This window comes from Variovorax paradoxus (genome assembly GCA_016806145.1).
Taxonomy (GTDB): domain Bacteria; phylum Pseudomonadota; class Gammaproteobacteria; order Burkholderiales; family Burkholderiaceae_C; genus Variovorax.
Genome location: CP063167.1, coordinates 204,842 through 222,537, shown reverse-complemented (window position 1 = coordinate 222,537; position 17,696 = coordinate 204,842). Strand labels below are relative to the sequence as shown.

Here is a 17,696-nt window from a genome sequence, read left to right as displayed (position 1 = left end):
CCGCGCGCTTTCCCCGCATCCCCACCCACAAACCATCGGAGACAACCCATGATCCAAGTCGGCATCTTCAGCGGCTACTTCCCCTATGCCCTCGAGGAGTCCGCGCGCCGCATCAAGGCGCAGGGCTTCAACACCGTGCAGCTCGACCTCGCGTTCAAGGACATCGACTTCTCCACGCCCGAGGCCATCACGCGCGAGAAGTGCCACCGCGTGCGGGACACCTTCCGCCGCCACGACCTGCCGATCAGCTGCGTGTCGGCGTACACGAACATCGTTCACCCCGACGCTGGCGAGCGCGAGCGCCGCAACGACTACCTCAAGGCCACCTTGCGCCATGCGCGCGACTGCGGCACGCCCTACGTGATCAGCGAGACCGGCACCGTCAACCCCGACAGCGACTGGTCATCGCATCCCGACAACAAGAGCGAGCGCGCCTACGCCGACTGCGTGAAGGTGGTGCGCGAGCTCGCGCAGGAGGCGCACGACCACGGCGCGGTGTTCCTGGTCGAGACCTACGTCAACAACATCATCGGTTCGGTCGAGGAGACGCTGCGCCTGTTCGCCGACGTCAACCATCCGGGCCTGGGCCTGCTGATGGACCCGACCAACTACTTCGAGACCCACAACATCGACCGCATGGACCAGGTGCTCAACCAGATGTTCGACGCGCTCGGCGACAAGGTCCGCATCGCGCATGCCAAGGACGTGAAGCGCGCCGCGGGCGACGACAAGAGCGAGAAGTTCGCCGACATCGACGCCTCCGAAGCGCACCAGTTCCGCGGCGTGGGCGAGATCGAGCTGCCGGCGCCGGGCCTGGGCGCGCTGAACTACGACCTCTACCTCAAGCGGCTCGCGCAGCACCATCCCAACATCCCGATCATCATCGAGCACCTCGACGAATCGGACGTGCCGCGCGCCAAGCGCTTCCTCGACGACAAGCTGCTGGAGGCCGGCGCGTGATCCAGCTCCACGGCCGCCACTGGACCCGGCGCGAGTTGCGCGAACACGCGGGCACGCTCGCGCAGTTCGCGGGCGTGCGGCTGGTGACGCTGGGCGACGGCGTGGAACGCGGCATCCGCTGCCTCGAGTTCCGCACCGGCACCGGCTTCGCGTTCCAGGTGCTGGTCGACCGCGCGATGGACGTGGGCGCCTGCGAATACCGCGGCGCGGCCATCGGCTGGCAATCGCCCACGGGCTTCCGGCATCCGGGGCTGCACGAGAACGCCGACGAGGGCGGCCTCGGCTGGCTGCGCTCCTTCTCGGGCCTGCTCGTGACCTGCGGCCTCGACCACACGCTGTTCATGGACAGCGACCCGGCCGGCCACTACCACTACACGCCGCGCAAGACCGTCGACAGCGGCCTGCACGGCCGCATCGCGAACATTCCCGCGCGGCTCACCGGCTACGGCGAGCGCTGGGAGGGCGACGATTGCATCCTCTGGTGCGAGGGCGTGGTGCAGCAGTCGGCCGTGTTCGGCGAGGACCTGCACCTGGTGCGGCGCATCGAGGCGCGCGTGGGCGAACATGGCTTCACGCTGCACGACCGCGTGGTCAACCACGGCTTCTATCGCACGCCGCACATGTTCTGCTATCACATCAACGCCGGCCATCCGGTGCTCGACGAGGGCAGCCGCTACATCGCGCCGATCAGCCACACGCCCTGGGCCGCGCATGCCGATGCATTGCGCAAGCAATCGGTGGGCTACCGCACCCAGCCCGGGCCGCAGTCGGACTTCCACGAGCAGGTCTACGAGCATGCGATGGCGGCCGATGCGCAAGGGCGCATCCCGGTCGCGCTGGTCAACGAGGGCTTCGACGGCGGCCGTGGCATCGGTCTCGCGGTCGAGGTCAACCGCGACGAATTCCCGTGCCAGTTCCAGTGGCAGAACTACCAGCGCGGCCAGTACGCGATGGGCATCGAGCCGAGCACCAACCACGTGCTGGGCAAGCCCTTCGCACGCGAGCGCGGCGAGCTGATCTGGCTCGAGCACGGCGACGAGCGCCGCTACACCACGCGCTTCTCGGTGCTCGACGGGCGCGGCGAGATCGCGGCCTTCGAGGAGCGCGTGCGCGCCATCTGCGCGCAGCCCGCCGACGAGTACCCGGCCATCACCGGCCGCTGGGACTGAGGCGAGAAGAAGATGGGCGAGCCGGTGCGGACATCGCGGCAGGGCGTCTCGTTGCGCGGAATACTCGGCGACATGAAGACGAAGACATCGACGCCCTCCGCCGAGGCCCCCGGCCGCTCGCGCCTGGCCGACGTCGCGCGCGTGGCTGGCGTTTCGAAGGCCACGGCCGACCGCGCGCTGCATGCGCGCAAGGGCGTGCGCTCGGCCACGGTGCAACGCGTGGTGCGCGCGGCTGCCCAGCTGGGCTACCTGCCCGACGAGAGCCTGCACCAGGTGCTGCGTCCCCGGCCGATGGAGCTGATCTTCCTGCTGCCGGCCGGCACCAACCAGTTCATCCGCATGCTCGGCGACTACGTCGGCATCGTCGAGAAGCAGCTCGAGCCCTTCAACGTGCGCTGCCGCCGCGTCGAGATCGAGGGCTTCGATGCCGAGGTGCTGGCCGCGCGGCTGCTGCGCCATGGCCGGCAATGCGACGGCATCGCCTTCGTGCCGCTCGAGCATCCGGCGGTGCGCGAGGCCGTCGCCACGCTGGCCGACCAGGGCGTGCACCTGCTCACGCTGCTGTCGGACCTGCCGGGCTCGCGACGCGCCGCCTATGTGGGCATCGACAACCACGCGGCCGGCCGCACCGCGGGCTATCTCATGGGCCGCATGCTCGACCGCAAGTCGGGCAAGGTCGGCCTGATCGCGGGCAGCCTCAGCTACCGCGGCCACGAGGAGCGCGAGGTCGGCTTCCTGCAGGTGCTGGCCGAGCAGTTCCCCGGGCTGCGCGTGGTGGGCCTGCGCGAAGGCCACGACGACGTGGCGCAGAACTACCGCCAGGCGCGCACCCTGCTGCGCCAGCATGCCGACCTGGTGGCGCTCTACAACATCGGCGGCGCCTCCGAAGGCATCGGCCGCGCGCTCAAGGAGGCGGGCCTCGACCGCAAGGTGGTCTTCATCGGCCACGAGATCACGCCCGACACCCGCGCCATGCTGATCGACGGCACGCTCGACGCGGCCATCAACCAGAACCCGCAGACCGAGGTGATGAACTGCGTGCGCATCTTCGCCAACCTGCGCGCGGGCCGCGATGCGCTCGCGGGCGTGGAGCCGGTGCGCGCCGGCATCGCGGTGCGCGAGAACCTGCCCTGATCCCTTCTTTCCTCACACGACTTCAAAAGACACGACACGACCATGGACATGACAGGCAAGAAGGTACTGGTGACCGGCGCCGCCGGCGGACTCGGCACCAGCATCTGCTGGGCCTTCGCGCGCGCGGGCGCGCAGGTGCTGGCGCTGGACATCGATCCGGCCAAGGGCGAGCGGCTGATCGCGGCCGGGGAGGGCGAGGGCGCCGAGGTGCGTGCGCGGCTGCGCTTCGTGCCCGGCGACCTCGCCGATCTCGGCGCGCTCGCGGCGCGGCTGGCCGCGCTGTTCGAGGCCCAGGGCGGCATCGACGTGTTGATCAACAACGCCGCCATCTATCCCTCGCGCAGCATCGAGGAGTTCAGCATCGAGGAGCATCGCCGCGTGCAGGGCGTGAACGTCGACGCGGCGCTGGTCTGCGTGCAGGCCGCGCTGCCGCACATGAAGCGCCAGCGCTTCGGCCGCATCGTCAACGTCGTCAGCATCACGATGTACGGCGGCTGGCCGCTGCTGCTGCCCTACGTCACCTCCAAGGGGGCGCTGCTGGGCATGACGCGTGCGATGGCGCGCGAGCTCGGGCCGCACGGCATCACGGTCAACGCGGTGTCGCCGGGCGCCTTCCCGACCGATGCCGAGAAGATCCATCCCGACCCCGAGGGCTACCAGCGCTTCGTGCTCGAGCACCAGTCGGTCAAGCGCCGCGGCGCGCCCGAGGACATCGCGAACGCGATGCTGTTCTTCGCGGCCGAGGGCAGCGGCTTCGTCACCGGCCAGACGCTCAACGTCGACGGCGGCTGGGTGATGCAGTAGCCGCCGAAGCCCCCGCCTTTCCACGCGAGATCTCGACCACCAGCTAGGGAAATCCCGTGATCGCAGCCACGGGCTGCAACGCTAAAGTCGTACTTGTTAGCGCTAACAGTTAGCGCTAATAATCTCGCCAACAGCAGTGCGACGGCTTCGGCCGGACGCCTCGAATCCCACGGCAGGGCCTGCCGTCATCGGAGACAGACACACATGAAGCAACGCCTTTTCACCGGCCGCCGCGCGGCCCTCGCCGCGATCGCCATCGTTCCGGCCCTGCAGCTGTTCGCCGCGGGCAGCGCCCAGGCGCAGGCCGCCGGCAAGCAGGTCGTGACCTTCGCCGCATCGAGCTTCGCCGAGCCCGGCCGCGGCGAGAAGATGCGCGCCTGGATCGGCAAGTTCAACCAGAGCCAGGACAAGGTCGAGATCCAGCCGGTCACGATCCCGTTCTCGTCCTTCGCGAGCACCGTCTTCACGCAGATGGGCGGCAATGCCGGCCCCGACCTCGTGCGCTTCGACCTGCCCGAGTTCTATGCCGCGGTCGATGCCAAGCGCCTCGTGCCCATCGACGACGTGATCGCCGACGGCGCCTTCCCGCTCACGGGTCCCGACAAGTACATGAAGATCGGCGGCAAGCGCTACGGCGTGGTGTTCGAGGTCAGCAACTACGCGATGGTCTACAACAAGGCGCTGCTCAAGGGCACGCCGCCTGCGAACTTCGACGAGTTCCTGGCCGCCGCCAAGGCCGCGACCGCCGCCGGCAACTACGGCTACGCCTACCGCGCCACCATGGCCGAGCGCGGCGGCTTCTGGTATGACCTCTGCAACTACGTCTACGGCTTCGGCGGCCGCTGGTCCGACGAGCAGGGCAACCCGACCATCAACAGCGCCAAGGTGATCGAGGGCGTGGCGGCGTACAAGAAGGTCTACGACGCCGGCGCGATCCCCAAGGGGGCCGACGCCGCCACCTACCGGCGCATGTTCGCCGAGGGCAAGATCGCGATGCAGGTCGACAACGGCGGCGTGGCCGCCAACCTCGCGACCCAGGCCAAGGGCTTCGAGTTCGGTGCCGCGCCCTCGCCGTTCCCCACCAAGGCGCAGGGCATGATCCTGGCGCCGATCAGCATCAACGCCAACAGCAAGAACAAGGCCGCGGCCGGTGCCTTCCTGCAATGGATGCTGACGCCCGAGGCGCAGCGCGAGCTGCAGCTGATCCACGGCGCCTCGAGCGTCGCGATCGCCGTGCCGCGCTCGGCCGAGGAGGTCGCCAAGTGGCCCTGGATCTCGGTCTACGACCAGCAGACCGCCAACAGCGTGCCCGCGCTGCCGCAGGGCCTCGAGGTCAAGGCGCCCGAGATCCAGCAGATCGTGATCGAGCAGGTCATCAAGGTGCTGCAGGGTGGCGTCGATCCCGCCAAGGCGATGAACGACGCGCAGCAGACCGTGCTGAGCCGCGTGCTCAAGCGCTGAACCCGCGCCGCATCCCGTGACGATGAACGCCACGCTGTCCTCCGCCGCCGCGGTGGCCCGCCGCGAGGGTGCGCGCCGCCGCGCGCGCCTCGACGGCCATCCGCTCGCGCCCTATGCGCTGGTGCTGCCGGCCACGCTCTACCTGCTCGTGTTCCAGGGCTATCCGCTGTTGCGCGAACTGGTGCTGAGCTTCACCTCGACCTCGCTGCTCGCGGCCTCGCAGGGCGAATGGGTCGGGCTGCAGAACTACGCCGACCTCTGGAACGATCCCGACTTCCATCGCGTGATCTTCACCACGCTGCTCTACACCGTGGCCTGCGTGGCCTCGGCGATCGGGCTGGGCCTGGCCTCGGCGCTGCTGCTCGACGCGCCGTTCCGCGGCCGCGGCATCGCGCGCGCCGCCGTCACCATCCCGTGGGCCGCGCCGCCGGTCGCGGTGGCGCTGATCTTCATCTGGATCTACAACGCCCAGTACGGCGTGTTCGGCCACACGCTGCGCTTCTTCGGCATCGCCGCGGGCAGCGAGAACTGGCTCGACAGCATGCAGCACGCCATGCCCGCGGTGCTGATCACGACCATCTGGCAGATCTTCCCGTTCGCCTCGGTGGTGCTGCTGGCGGCGCTGCAGGGCGTGCCGTCCGAGTTGCGCGAGGCCGCCGTGATGGACGGCGCCGACCGGCTCAGCGTGTTCAAGGCGGTGGTGTGGCCCACCATCCGGCCCTCGGTCGCGCTGCTGGCGCTGTTCTCCACCATCTGGTCGCTGCGCCGCTTCGACCTGATCTGGCTGCTCACGCAGGGCGGGCCGGTGGGCGCCACCAACACGCTGGTGATCGACCTCTACCGGCGCGCCTTCGTCAACCACCACCTGGGCCAGGCCGCGGCCGTCGGCATGGTGGGCGTGGCGATCGCGCTGGCCGTGACGCTGGTGTACTTCCGCTACACCGCGCGCGCCGAACGCGAAGGAGAGCGCTGATGCACGCCGCCATGAGCCGACAGGCGCTGCGCATGCTCGCGGTGCTGGTGCTGCTGGGCGCCGCGGCCTTCCCCATCTACTGGATGCTGGTGACCTCGCTCACGCCCACCGAGGCGCTGTTCGCCGACCGGCCGCAGCTGCTGCCCTCGCTGGGGCAACTGCCGGTGTACGCGAGCGTGTTCGCCATCAAGCCGGTGGCGAGCTGGCTCTTCAACAGCGCCTGCGTCGCGATCGGCACCACGGTGCTGAGCATCGCGCTGGCGGTGTTCCCGGCCTATGCGCTGTCGCGCTTCCGCTTCGGCGGCAAGGGCGCGATCGGCTTCGGCCTGTTCGCCACCCAGATGCTGCCCGAGGCGATGCTGGTGGTGCCGCTGTACGCGATCTTCGCGCAGATGCAGCTGCTCAACACCCTGAGCGGCCTGATCCTCGCGAACACCGCCTTCACCGTGCCGGTGATCACCTGGATCCTCAAGGGCGCCATCGACGGCGTGCCGATCGAGGTCGAGGAGGCCGCGCGGGTGGACGGCTGCTCGCGCATCGGCATCGTGCTGGGCGTGGTGGTGCCGCTGATCGCGCCCACGCTGGCCGCGGCCGCGGTGATCTCCTTCTTCCATGGCTGGAACGAGTACGTGTTCGCGCAGACGCTGATCACCGAGGAGCGGCTGCACACGGCCTCCGTCGGCCTGGCCGGCTTCATCGGCGAGCTCAGCACGCCGCTCGATGCCGTGATGGCGGTGGGCGTGATGTACACGCTGCCGGCCGTCATCTTCTACCTGATCGTGCAGCGCCACGTCGTCTCCGGCATGACCGCCGGCAGCGTCAAGGGCTGACCCCGAACCATCGAACCGAATACACAGCCATGGCTTCCATCAAGCTCCAGGACATCACCAAGAACTTCGCCGACAAGCATGTCGTCAAGGGCGTGTCGATCGACGTGCCCGACGGCGAATTCCTCGTGCTGCTCGGCCCCTCCGGTTGCGGCAAGTCGACCCTGCTGCGCATGCTCGCCGGGCTCGAGAGCATCAGCGGCGGCGAGATCCACATCAACGAGCGCCGCGTCGACGAACTGCCGCCGACCGAACGCGACATCGCCTTCGTGTTCCAGTCCTATGCGCTCTATCCGCACATGACGGTGCGGCGCAACATCGCGTTCCCGTTGATCATGCGGCAGCACCGCTGGTGGTTCCACATCCCGCTGCTCGGCGGCATGGCCAAGCGGCGCATCGAGCGCTCGCCGGCCGTCTCGCAGCTGGTGGAGCGCACCGCGCGCACGCTGGCGCTGACCGACTGGCTCGACAAGTTCCCGCGCACGCTCTCGGGGGGCCAGCGCCAGCGCGTGGCACTCGGCCGAGCAATGGTGCGCGAGCCGCAGGTGTTCCTGATGGACGAGCCGTTGTCGAACCTCGACGCCAAGCTGCGCACCACCATGCGCGCCGAGATCTCGAAGCTGCACCAGCGCGTGGGCGGCACCTTCGTCTACGTCACGCACGACCAGGTCGAGGCGATGACCATGGGCACGCGCATCGCGCTGCTCAAGGACGGCGTGGTGCAGCAGTTCGGCAGCCCGCGCGAGATCTACGAGGCGCCGGCCAACCTCTACGTGGCGCGCTTCATCGGCACGCCGCCGATGAACCTGCTGCAGGCCACGGTGAACGCCGACGGCAGCGCGCTCGCGCTCGGCGGCGAGGCCACGATGCCGCTGCCCGCGCACCTGCGCGGCCTGGCCGCGCCCGGCGCCGCCGTGGTGCTCGGCCTGCGGCCGAACGCGCTGACGGTGGCGCGCGGCGGCCAGGGCCTGGCCGGGCGCATCGCGCTGGTCGAGCATGTCGGCGCCGAGTCGCTGGTGGCGGTCGCGCTCACCGACGTCCGCACGCTGCACGACGAGGAAGGCGCCGCGAACGCCGACCTGATGGTCACGGTGCCGGGCTACACCGACCTCGCGAACGGCGACCCGGTCGCGGTCGGCTTCGATGCCGCGCAGGCCGTGCTGTTCGACGCTGCCACGGGCCGCAACCTCGCCGCCGCGCCGCGCACGCACTGAATTCTTCCCACCCCTCATCGCCAACACACTCCATGAACAAATCCTCCGCCATCCTCGAGGGCTTCCGCGTCCTCGACTGCTCCATCGCCATGGCCGGCCCCTTCGCGGCCCAGCGCCTGGGCGACCTGGGCGCCGACGTCATCAAGGTCGAGCCGGTCGCCGGCGAATGGCAGCGCCATGTCTCGGCCGGCGGCGCGCGCGGCAACCGCATCAACGTCTCCTTCCTCTCGCTCAACCGCAACAAGCGCAGCCTCGCGGTCGACCTCAAGAGCGACGAGGGCCGCGATGCGCTCTACGAACTGGTGCGCGGCTCCGACGTGTTCCTGCAGAACTACCGCCCCGGCGTGGCCGAACGCCTGGGCGTGGACTACGCCACGCTCTCGAAGATCAACCCGCGGCTGGTCTACGTCTCGATGTCGGGCTACGGCGAGGACGGCCCCTACAAGCTCTGGCCCGGGCAGGACCTGCTGCTGCAGGCGATGAGCGGCGCCATGCTGTCCACGGGCCGCGCCGGCGAGCCGCCGTCGCCCGCGGGCCAGTACCTGGTCGACGCCATCACGGCCTCGACCGCCTTCGAGGCCGTGATCGCCGCGCTGCTGCACCGCGTGCGCAGCGGCGAGGGCCAGCTGGTGCAGGTCAACATGCTCGATGCCATCGTCGCGCTGCAGATGCAGGAGCTGTCGGTGTTCAGCGTGGCCGGCAAGCCGCAGGAGCGCACGGCCGAGCCCCATGCGCATGTCTACATCCGCGCGCCCTACGGCGTGTTCGCCACGCAGGACGGCTTCCTCGCGCTGGCCTTCCCGAAGATGGCCGCGCTTGCGCAGGCCATCGGCGCGCCGGTGCTGGCCGACTTCGACGACGAGCGCGACACCTTCGCGCGTCGCGACGAGATCTTCTCGATCACGCGCGAGAAGCTGCGCCACCGCGCCACCGCCGAATGGCTCGCGGTGTTCCGCGCGGCCGACATCTGGGCCGGCCCGGTGTACGGCTATGCCGACGTCATGAACGATCCGCAGATCGTCCACAACGGCACCTTCGTCGAGTACGAGCATCCGACCGAGGGCAAGGTGAAGACGCCGGGCTTCCCGATCAAGTTCACGCGCACGCCCTCGAGCGTGCGCCGCGGCGCGCCGCTGGCGGGACAGCACACGCGCGAGATCCTCGGCGAGCTGGGCTGGAGCACCGAGCGCATCGACGGCCTGCTCGCGGCCAAGGTGATCGGGGAAGAGACGCTGTGAGCGGCGCGCCGATCAAGGGCCTGACCTGGGACCATCCGCGCGGCTACGTCGCGCTCGAGCGCGCGGCCGAACGCGCGCGCGCCGAGGGCCTCGACCTGCACTGGGAGCGCCAGCCGCTCGAGGGCTTCGAGTCGCATCCGATCGAGGACCTGGCCGAGCGCTACGACCTGATCGTGCTCGACCATCCGCACATCGGCGACGCGGTGGCCGGCGACTGCCTGCAGCCGCTCGAATCGCTGTTCACGGCCGACGAGCTCGCGCGCTGGCGCGCGCAGAGCATCGGCCGTTCGTTCGACAGCTACCGCTATGCCGGCGCGCACTGGGCGCTGCCGCTCGATGCCGCCACGCAGGTGGCGGTGGCGCGCACCGATCGGCTCGAGGGCGCGCTGCCGAGCAGCTGGACCGAGGTGCTCGCGCTGGCCGCGCGCCAGCCGGTGTGCCTGTCGCTGGCCGGCCCGCATGCGGCGCTTTCGCTGTTCAGCATGGCGGCCGCGCACGGCGACGCGCCCACGGGCAGCGAGCCCGGCCGGCTGTTCAGGGGCCAAGGTGCCACCACGGCCTGGGAACTGCTGTCGGAGCTGCATGCGCTGGCCTTCCGCGGCTGGGCCGGGCTCAACCCGATCGGCATCCTCGATGCGATGTCGCGCGATGCGCAGGCCGTGTACTGCCCGCTGGTCTACGGCTACGTCAACTACGCGGTGGCCGGCGCCGGCACGCGGCCGCTGCACTTCGCCGACGTGCCCGCGGGTTCGCACGGCCTCGGCTCGACGCTCGGCGGCACCGGCCTCGCGGTGAGCCGGCGCGCGACGGTCAGCGATGCGCTGCGTGCCCACCTCGTCGCGCTGATGAGCCCGGCGATGCAGGAGGACTTCATTCCCTTCGCCGACGGCCAGCCGAGCGCGCGCAGCGCGTGGAGCCATGCGCGCGTCAACGTCGCCTGGAACGGCTTCTTCGCGCAGACCGAGGCCACGCTCGAGGCCGCGATCGTGCGGCCGCGCCATCCGGGCTACATCCCGTTCCAGACCGCGGCCTCGGCGCTGGTGCGCGAGATGCTCGCCGACCGGCTCGCGGCCCCGGCCGCGCTCGAGCGGCTGCAAACGCTCTACCAGAGCCACCGACCCGCGGGCAGCGAAGTCTGAGCCCGCCTTCCCTTCTTCAGTCCCCATCCGCCATGAACCACATCCTCTTCGAGGTCCGCGACCAAGTCGCGACTCTGATCCTCAACCGCCCCGAGAAGCTCAACGCCGTCACGCCCAAGATGGCCGATGCGCTGGTCGCCCACGTGAAGGACTGCAACGCGCGCGCCGACGTGCGCGCCGTCGTCATCACGGGCGCCGGCGAGAAGGCCTTCTGCGCCGGCAGCGACATCGCCGAGCTCGACGGCTACGACACGCCCTGGACCTTCCGCAACCGGCCCGACTACTGCGACGCGATCCGCGCGCTGCGCAAGCCCGTGGTCTGCGCCATCAACGGCTATGCGCTCGGCGGCGGCCTCGAGACCGCCATGTCCTGCGACATCCGCATCGCGGCCGAGCATGCACGCTTCGGCGCGCCCGAGGTCAAGCTCGGCTGGATCGGCGGCGGCGGCATGTCGTACATGCTTGCGCACAGCATCGGCGCCTCGAACACCGCGCTGATGCTGATGGGCGGCGATCCCGTCAGCGCGCAGCAGGCGCTGCAGTGGGGCCTGGTGAGCGAACTGGTGCCGGCCGCCGAGCTGCTGGCGCGCGCGCAGGCCATTGCCGCCACCATCGCGAGCCGCCCGCCGATCGCGGTCGAGACCGCCAAGGCCAACCTGCGCGCCGCCTATGCGATGCCGCTGGAGACCGCGATCCAGTACGAGCGCGACCTGCAGACCGTGTGCTTCGCGACCGAGGACGCGAAGGAAGGCCGCGCGGCCTTCAAGGCGCGCCGTCCGGCCGTGTTCGAGGGGCGCTGAGATGCAGGCGATCCCCGACATGGTCGATGCCGCGGCCACGCTGCCCATCGATGCGGAGAAAGCGCTGCTCGTGGGCCGCGCCTGGCTTCCGGGCGGGACCGGCGAGCTGGGCGGCCCGACGCTGGTGACGGTGCGCGCAGGCCAGCTGATCGACATCGGCACGCTCGCGCCCACGGTCTCGGCGCTGCTCGAGCGCGAGGACGCGGCCGCCGCGGTGCGCGATGCCGAGGGCGTGCCGCTCGGCACGCTGGCCGACTGGCTCGCGAGCACCGCCGCGCACGGCCCCGACCCCGCGCAGCGCCATCTGCTCGCGCCCAACGACCTGCAGGTGGTGAAGGCCGCCGGCGTGACCTTCGCGGCCAGCATGGTCGAGCGCGTGATCGAGGAACAGGCGCGCGGCGACGCGAGCCGCGCCGAGGCGGTGCGCCGCCAGGTGGTGGCCGTGGTCGGCGACGACCTCTCGGGCATCGTGCCGGGCTCGCCCGAGGCGATGCAGCTCAAGCAGGTGCTGCTTGCGCAGGGCCTCTGGTCGCAGTACCTCGAGGTCGGCATCGGGCCCGACGCCGAGGTCTTCACCAAGGCCGCGCCGCTGGCCTCGGTGGGCACCGGCGTGCAGGTGGGCCTGCATCCGGGCTCGACCTGGAACAACCCCGAGCCCGAGGTCGTGCTGGCCGTCGACAGCCGCGGCCGGACCGTCGGTGCCGCGCTCGGCAACGACGTCAACCTGCGCGACTTCGAAGGCCGCAGCGCGCTGCTGCTGGGCAAGGCCAAGGACAACAACGCCTCGTGCGCCATCGGCCCGTTCATCCGCCTGTTCGACGCCCACTACGGCATCGACGACCTGCGCGCCACCGTGGTCGAGCTGCGCGTGGAGGGCGAGGACGGCTTCGTGCTCGAGGGCTCGAGCTCGATGGCGCAGATCAGCCGCGATCCGCTCGAGCTGGTGCGTCACGCCATGGGCGCGCACCACCAGTACCCCGACGGCATCCTGCTGTTCTGCGGCACCATGTTCGCGCCGATCCAGGACCGCGACGCGCCGGGCGCCGGCTTCACCCACCACGAGGGCGACCGCGTGGCGATCCGCGCCGAGCGGCTGGGCACGCTGTTCAACCGGGTCGGCCGCAGCGACCGCATTGCGCCGTGGACCTTCGGCATCGGCGCGCTGATGCGCAACCTCGCCGCGCGCGGGCGGCTTTGAGCGCGGCGGTGGCCGGGCGCGCTTGGCGGCAGAATCCGGGCCACCCATGACAGAACCCGAAAAAAGACAGGGCCGCCGCCGCTTCGGCACCAACTCCGTCACCATGGCCGACGTGGCCGAGGTGGCGGGCGTGTCGGCACAGACCGTGTCGCGCGTGCTGCGCGACCCCGAGGGCTGCACGCCGCAGACGCGCGAGCGCGTGGAGGCGGCGATCCGCAGCACCCGCTACGTGCAGAACCTCGCGGCCAGCCACCTGGCATCGAACCGCAGCATGACGGTGGCCGCCGTGATTCCGCAGATCGCGGCCTCGGTCTTCGCCGAGACGCTGCAGGGCCTGTCGAACGTGCTGCTGCAGGCCGGCTACCAGGTGATCATCGGCCACACCGACTACAGCCACGAGCGCGAGGAGGCCGTGGTGCGCAGCCTGCTGGGCCGCCGCCCCGACGCCTTCTTCCTCGTCGGCACGCGCCACACCGACGCGGTGCGCGAGATGCTCGCGCGCGCCGCCATTCCCGTGGTCGAGAGCTGGGCCTGGACGCGCAAGCCCATCGACCAGCTCGTCGGCTTCTCGAACCAGGAGGCGCTGGCCGCGGCCGTGGCCTATGCGCAGCGCCGCGGCTACCGCCATCCCACCTTCGTGGGTGCCGCGCGCCCCGGCGACGACCGCGCGCGCGAGCGCCTGGACGGCTACACCACCGGCATGGCGCGCCACTACCCGGGCCAGGCGCCGCGCAGCCTGGTGGTGGAGAACCTGCCCTACACCATGGGCAGCGGCAGCACCCTGCTCGAGGCCGCGCGCGCACGTTTCCCCGACAGCGACCTGCTGCTGTTCTCGAGCGACCTGCTGGCCTCGGGCGCGCTGCTGGCCTGCCAGCGGCTGGGCATCGCGGTGCCGAAGCAGCTCGCGATCATGGGCTTCGGCGACTACGAGATCGCGCGCGAGCTCAACCCCGGCCTCACGACCATCGCGGTGCCGACCGTGCGCATGGGCGAGGAGGCCGCGCGCATGCTGGTGCAGCGGCTGCGCAGCGAGACGCCGGCGGCGCGCAAGCGCGACCTGGGTTTCGAGCTGATCGAGCGCGGGAGCGCCTGAGCGCGGAGGCGGCTAGCGCGGGTCGCGGGCCGCATCCACCAGCACGAAGGCCACCTTGGCCGGCTTGCCCGAACGGTTGGCCCAGGAATGCGCGGTGCCGCGCTGGATCAGCACGTCACCCTGCCGCATCACGGTTTCGCCCTGTTCCATGATGGCGACGACCTCGCCTTCGAGCACCAGGGCGTAGTCGACCGTGTCGGTCTGGTGCATGCCGGGATGCTGTCCCTGCTGCACGTCGCGGTGGGCATCGGGGTACATCGAGCGGAACGTGGCGTCCATGAGGCGGCGCAGCTCCGCGGGGTCCTGCGGCTCGGCCGGCCATTCGATGATCCGGAACACGGTGCCGCCGCGCGGCGGCAGCACGCCCTGGTGGCCGGCGATCGAATCGGGAACGCCGAAATCGTCGCCCGGCTTCGTGCGCCAGAGGTTGGTGATCCGGTAGCCGGGGCGCTCCGGCACGGTCTTCTGCGCGGGCGACGCGCCATCGGCGGCGATGACGGAGCGTCCCTGCGGGTCGAAGCCCGTGACGATGCGGCGGATCGGTGGTGAAGCGTGCGACATGGTGGTTCAGTTCTTCTCGATCTTCAGTTCGGGAACCAGGGCGGCATTGGCCCGGTAGGTTTCTTCGATGCGCGCCTTGAAGGCCGATGCGCCCAGGTAGCGGGGCACCTGGGACAGCATCCTCGCGCTGCCGACGAATCCGGCCGAGCCGGCGACCTGCTCGCACAGGCGCTCCAGCCGCGCGATCACCGGCGCGGGCGTGCCGCTCGGCACGAACAGGCCGTTGAGCCCCGGCGTGATGGCCGGCCCGCCCAGCTCCGGGATCGCCGGAACCTCGGGATAGGCCGGATGCCGTCGGTCGGAGAGCACGGCCAGCACGCGCAGGTTCTTCCCGGCCAGGGAAGCGATCGCGGCCGCGCTGAAATCCACCGTGCCCGCGAGCGCGTCGTTCAGCAGCGGAGCGTCGCCCCGGTAGGCCACGGCATTGAAGCGAAGGCCGAGCGAGCGCTCGACGGCGGCCATCGACAGGTGCGGCACGCTGCCCAGGCCCGCGTGGCCATAGGACAGGCCACCGGGCCTGGCGCGCGCTGCGTCGGCCAGCTCGGCAAAGGACCGGATGGGCGAGTTCTTCGGCACCGCGATGGCGAAGACGTTCTCGAACACCTGGCAGACCGGTTCGACCTGGCTGTTCCTGAAGGGCATCTTCGCGTTGAGGAAGGGCGAGTTGGTCATCGGCGAGGCGGGAGAAAAGGCGACGGTGTAGCCATCGGGGTTCGCCCGCGACAGGTAGGCGAAGCCGACGACGCCGCCCGCGCCCTCGCGCGTGCCCACGACCCAGGGCTGCGAGGTGTCCCGGGCCGCTTCGGCCGCGAAAGCCCGCGCCATGGCATCGACGGCGCCGCCGGCGGCATAGGGCACGATCACCTCGACCGCGCGCGAAGGGAAGTTCGGCGACTGGGCCCCGGCGGGGGCCCACGGCAGGGTGCACAGGAGCGCCAGCAAGGCGGTGGAACGTCCGGATTTCATGCGTGATGACCTCGTGAAGTGAAGCGCGAAGAGCGACACCGGCGTTCAGCCCGGCGTCACCACCCTGCCAGCGCAGTCGCCGAACCCGATCGGCACCGCGCCTTCGGCCACGCATCGCGCGCGCAGGACGACGTCGTCGCCGTCCTCGAGGTAGCGGCGGCTTTCGCCATTGGGCAGGGCCAGCGGTTGCGTTCCGCCCTGCGTGATCTCGAGCAGGCAGCCCAGCTCGCCGGGACGGGGGCCCGACACGGTGCCCGATCCGATCAGGTCGCCGGTCTCCGCCACGCAGCCATTGCTGGTCTGGTGGGTCAGCATCTGCGCGAGCGTCCAGTACTGGTCGCGAAAGCATGGCGAGGAGACGAGCACCGGCGCCTGCCCGTCTTCGCGCATCCGCCGCGTCGAAAGCAGCACCTGCATGCGGATGTCGAGGCCGCCTCGCAGCTGGTCGTGCTCCGACAGCAGATAGGGCAGCACGGGTCCCGCATCGCAGGCGCGCGGCGCTGCCGGCGTGCGGAACGGCGCCAGCGCCTCGAGGCTCACGACCCAGGGCGACAGGGTGCTCAGCGTGCTCTTCGCGAGGAACGGCCCCAGCGGCCGTGACTCCCAGGCCTGCAGGTCGCGCGCGGACCAGTCGTTGAGCAGGCTCAGGCCGAAGAGGGCGTCCGCGGCGCCGTCGATCGAGAGCGGGCGGCCCAGTGCATTGCCTTGGCCGACATAGGCGCCGATCTCGCACTCCAAGTCGACCTTGCCCGATGGCGCGTGGATGGGCAGCGCCTGTCCCGGCGGGACCTGCTGGCCCATCGGCCTGGGAAACGGGGTTCCGCTGATCGCCAGGCTCGATGCGCGGCCATGGTAGGCAACGGGCAGCGAATGGAAGTTGGACAGCAGCGGCTCGAGTGGGCGGCTCATGCGTCCCGTGTTCGTCGCGTGGTGGATCGAGGTGAAGAAGTCGGAGAAATTCCGCACCCGAACCGGCAGCCGCATCCGCGCGGACGATGCCGCCACCAGGCAGGCCGCGGTCCGCGCGGTGTCCGCCGCGCCTTCGCGCAGCAGCCTGGACAGGGCAAGCCGGAGCGCCGACGCATCGGCCGCGGGCGCGGCCATCAGGGCAAGGAGCGAGTCCGCGCGGCAGGCCTCGGCCATCCTCGTGCCGAGTCCGTCGATCAAGCCGGTGTTGGACAGTTGTCTTAGATCGAGCACCTGCTCCCCGATGGCCACGCCCAGGCGGGGACGCTCGTCGTCGGCCGTCGAGAAGCAGCCGAACGGCAGGTTCTGCAGGGGAAAATCGGTGTCTCCGGGCGCCGATCGCGCCACCCAGCTGCGCAGATCGGCGCGATGTGTTTCGTTGATGTCGTGCATGGTCCTTCCTGAATTGGTCAAATGTACTAATTCATAAAGAGCGGCACGCATGGGGCAAACCCTTGTGCGGACTGGGAGGGCCCGTCGCCGCGTCGGATAAAGTAGGACGGATGCCCGAAACCATGGAGACGAGCCGATGAGCCGCAGTGACGCGCCCGAGAAGATCCTCAACGCGGCGGAGGAACTGTTCGCCGCCAAGGGCTACCACGGCGTCTCCCTGCGGCAGATCGCCGATGCCGCGGGGATCGTGGTCTCGCTGGTGCAGTACCACTACAAGACGAAGGAAGACCTGTTCGGCGCCGTGCTCGGCCGGCGCATCTCGGTGATCAATCACGAGCGGCTCGCGCGGCTCGATCGGCTCGAGCATCCGGAGTCCGGCGCGGCGAAGCCCTCGCTCGAGGACGTGCTGCGTGCCTTCGTCGAACCGACGGTGCTGTTCTCGCGGGACACGGCGCGCGGCGGTCCCCAGTACGCGCAGCTGATCGGGCAGATCATCAACGACCCGCAGCCCCATGCGCGGCAGGCGTCGCGCGAGTACGCGGACCCGATCGCGCGGCAGACGATCCGGGTGCTCGCGACCGTGCTGCCCGAGATGGATCCCCACACGCTCGCGTGGTGCTACCTGTTCGCGGTCGGCTCGATGGTCGCCGCGATCTCGCCGACGGGGCGCATCCGGACCCTCGCCAAGGAGCGGCCCGACAGCCCGGACACGCACTACATCATCGAGCGGCTCGCGAAGTTCCTGCGGGGCGGCTTCGAGGCCGTGAGGGACGACCGATCGCTGCGCTGAGCGGCGCCGG

The 17,696-nt window shown here is 70.5% G+C and carries 17 protein-coding genes; 14 read left to right on the top strand and 3 right to left on the bottom strand.

Features of this window, described 5'->3' with window-relative positions:
* Positions 1-48: 48 nt before the first annotated feature.
* The 13 genes from INQ48_31960 to INQ48_31900 all read left to right on the top strand — a co-directional run bounded on the left by INQ48_31960 (position 49) and on the right by INQ48_31900 (position 14,010).
* Positions 49-960, top strand: coding sequence for a sugar phosphate isomerase/epimerase (locus tag INQ48_31960; GenBank protein ID QRF62172.1), 912 nt, complete (start codon positions 49-51; stop codon positions 958-960).
* Entirely contained in the window at positions 957-2,129 is a 1,173-nt protein-coding gene (locus INQ48_31955; GenBank protein ID QRF62171.1) for an aldose 1-epimerase family protein, read from the top strand. The genes INQ48_31960 and INQ48_31955 overlap by 4 nt, the downstream gene beginning before the upstream one ends.
* Positions 2,130-2,201: 72 nt before the next feature.
* Entirely contained in the window at positions 2,202-3,263 is a 1,062-nt protein-coding gene (locus INQ48_31950; GenBank protein ID QRF62170.1) for a LacI family DNA-binding transcriptional regulator, read from the top strand.
* Positions 3,264-3,311: 48 nt separating this feature from the next.
* Positions 3,312-4,067, top strand: a complete 756-nt coding sequence (locus INQ48_31945) for an SDR family oxidoreductase (GenBank protein ID QRF63039.1) — start codon at positions 3,312-3,314, stop codon at positions 4,065-4,067.
* A gap of 204 nt (positions 4,068-4,271) precedes the next feature.
* On the top strand, positions 4,272-5,528 hold the full coding sequence (locus INQ48_31940) for a sugar ABC transporter substrate-binding protein (GenBank protein ID QRF62169.1): 1,257 nt from the start codon (positions 4,272-4,274) through the stop codon (positions 5,526-5,528).
* Between the two features lie 22 nt (positions 5,529-5,550).
* On the top strand, positions 5,551-6,501 hold the full coding sequence (locus INQ48_31935; protein ID QRF62168.1) for a sugar ABC transporter permease: 951 nt from the start codon (positions 5,551-5,553) through the stop codon (positions 6,499-6,501).
* Positions 6,502-6,512: 11 nt separating this feature from the next.
* Positions 6,513-7,331, top strand: a complete 819-nt coding sequence (locus INQ48_31930) for a carbohydrate ABC transporter permease (GenBank protein QRF63038.1) — start codon at positions 6,513-6,515, stop codon at positions 7,329-7,331.
* A gap of 29 nt (positions 7,332-7,360) precedes the next feature.
* Positions 7,361-8,542 (top strand): ATP-binding cassette domain-containing protein, encoded by a 1,182-nt coding sequence (locus tag INQ48_31925; GenBank protein QRF62167.1) that lies wholly within the window; start codon positions 7,361-7,363, stop codon positions 8,540-8,542.
* Between the two features lie 32 nt (positions 8,543-8,574).
* Complete coding sequence (locus INQ48_31920; protein QRF62166.1) at positions 8,575-9,780, top strand: CoA transferase; 1,206 nt, start codon at positions 8,575-8,577, stop codon at positions 9,778-9,780.
* Positions 9,777-10,919 (top strand): carbohydrate ABC transporter substrate-binding protein, encoded by a 1,143-nt coding sequence (locus tag INQ48_31915; protein QRF62165.1) that lies wholly within the window; start codon positions 9,777-9,779, stop codon positions 10,917-10,919. The genes INQ48_31920 and INQ48_31915 overlap by 4 nt, the downstream gene beginning before the upstream one ends.
* A 32-nt stretch (positions 10,920-10,951) precedes the next feature.
* Positions 10,952-11,719, top strand: coding sequence for an enoyl-CoA hydratase/isomerase family protein (locus tag INQ48_31910; GenBank protein QRF62164.1), 768 nt, complete (start codon positions 10,952-10,954; stop codon positions 11,717-11,719).
* 1 nt (position 11,720) lies between these two features.
* Positions 11,721-12,917, top strand: a complete 1,197-nt coding sequence (locus tag INQ48_31905) for a fumarylacetoacetate hydrolase family protein (protein QRF62163.1) — start codon at positions 11,721-11,723, stop codon at positions 12,915-12,917.
* A gap of 46 nt (positions 12,918-12,963) precedes the next feature.
* Positions 12,964-14,010 carry a LacI family DNA-binding transcriptional regulator gene (locus INQ48_31900; GenBank protein QRF62162.1) on the top strand — a complete coding sequence of 349 codons (1,047 nt, stop codon included), beginning with the start codon at positions 12,964-12,966 and terminating at the stop codon, positions 14,008-14,010.
* A gap of 12 nt (positions 14,011-14,022) precedes the next feature.
* Here the strand turns inward: INQ48_31900 and INQ48_31895 are convergent, their stop codons facing one another.
* The 3 genes from INQ48_31895 to fahA are packed head-to-tail and all read right to left on the bottom strand — an operon-like array spanning position 14,023 to position 16,896.
* Positions 14,023-14,571 carry a cupin domain-containing protein gene (locus INQ48_31895; protein ID QRF62161.1) on the bottom strand — a complete coding sequence of 183 codons (549 nt, stop codon included), beginning with the start codon at positions 14,569-14,571 and terminating at the stop codon, positions 14,023-14,025.
* A 6-nt stretch (positions 14,572-14,577) separates the two neighbouring features.
* Positions 14,578-15,537: a tripartite tricarboxylate transporter substrate binding protein gene (locus INQ48_31890; protein QRF62160.1), complete on the bottom strand. Its 960-nt coding sequence runs from the start codon at positions 15,535-15,537 to the stop codon at positions 14,578-14,580.
* A 45-nt stretch (positions 15,538-15,582) separates the two neighbouring features.
* Positions 15,583-16,896, bottom strand: coding sequence for a fumarylacetoacetase (gene fahA, locus INQ48_31885; protein ID QRF62159.1), 1,314 nt, complete (start codon positions 16,894-16,896; stop codon positions 15,583-15,585).
* Between the two features lie 136 nt (positions 16,897-17,032).
* Here fahA and INQ48_31880 point away from each other — a divergent pair, with 136 nt between their 5' ends.
* Positions 17,033-17,686, top strand: coding sequence for a TetR family transcriptional regulator (locus INQ48_31880; protein QRF62158.1), 654 nt, complete (start codon positions 17,033-17,035; stop codon positions 17,684-17,686).
* Positions 17,687-17,696: the final 10 nt, after the last annotated feature.

Coding starts and splice junctions, on each gene's coding strand:
- INQ48_31935 (QRF62168.1), top strand. CDS start 5,551: ATGAACGCCACGCTGTCCTCCGCCGCCGCGGTGGCCCGCCGCGAGGGT.
- INQ48_31905 (QRF62163.1), top strand. CDS start 11,721: ATGCAGGCGATCCCCGACATGGTCGATGCCGCGGCCACGCTGCCCATC.
- INQ48_31910 (QRF62164.1), top strand. CDS start 10,952: ATGAACCACATCCTCTTCGAGGTCCGCGACCAAGTCGCGACTCTGATC.
- INQ48_31890 (QRF62160.1), bottom strand. CDS start 15,537: ATGAAATCCGGACGTTCCACCGCCTTGCTGGCGCTCCTGTGCACCCTG.
- INQ48_31925 (QRF62167.1), top strand. CDS start 7,361: ATGGCTTCCATCAAGCTCCAGGACATCACCAAGAACTTCGCCGACAAG.
- INQ48_31895 (QRF62161.1), bottom strand. CDS start 14,571: ATGTCGCACGCTTCACCACCGATCCGCCGCATCGTCACGGGCTTCGAC.
- INQ48_31930 (QRF63038.1), top strand. CDS start 6,513: ATGAGCCGACAGGCGCTGCGCATGCTCGCGGTGCTGGTGCTGCTGGGC.
- INQ48_31920 (QRF62166.1), top strand. CDS start 8,575: ATGAACAAATCCTCCGCCATCCTCGAGGGCTTCCGCGTCCTCGACTGC.
- fahA (QRF62159.1), bottom strand. CDS start 16,896: ATGCACGACATCAACGAAACACATCGCGCCGATCTGCGCAGCTGGGTG.
- INQ48_31950 (QRF62170.1), top strand. CDS start 2,202: ATGAAGACGAAGACATCGACGCCCTCCGCCGAGGCCCCCGGCCGCTCG.
- INQ48_31940 (QRF62169.1), top strand. CDS start 4,272: ATGAAGCAACGCCTTTTCACCGGCCGCCGCGCGGCCCTCGCCGCGATC.
- INQ48_31880 (QRF62158.1), top strand. CDS start 17,033: ATGAGCCGCAGTGACGCGCCCGAGAAGATCCTCAACGCGGCGGAGGAA.
- INQ48_31900 (QRF62162.1), top strand. CDS start 12,964: ATGACAGAACCCGAAAAAAGACAGGGCCGCCGCCGCTTCGGCACCAAC.
- INQ48_31960 (QRF62172.1), top strand. CDS start 49: ATGATCCAAGTCGGCATCTTCAGCGGCTACTTCCCCTATGCCCTCGAG.
- INQ48_31945 (QRF63039.1), top strand. CDS start 3,312: ATGACAGGCAAGAAGGTACTGGTGACCGGCGCCGCCGGCGGACTCGGC.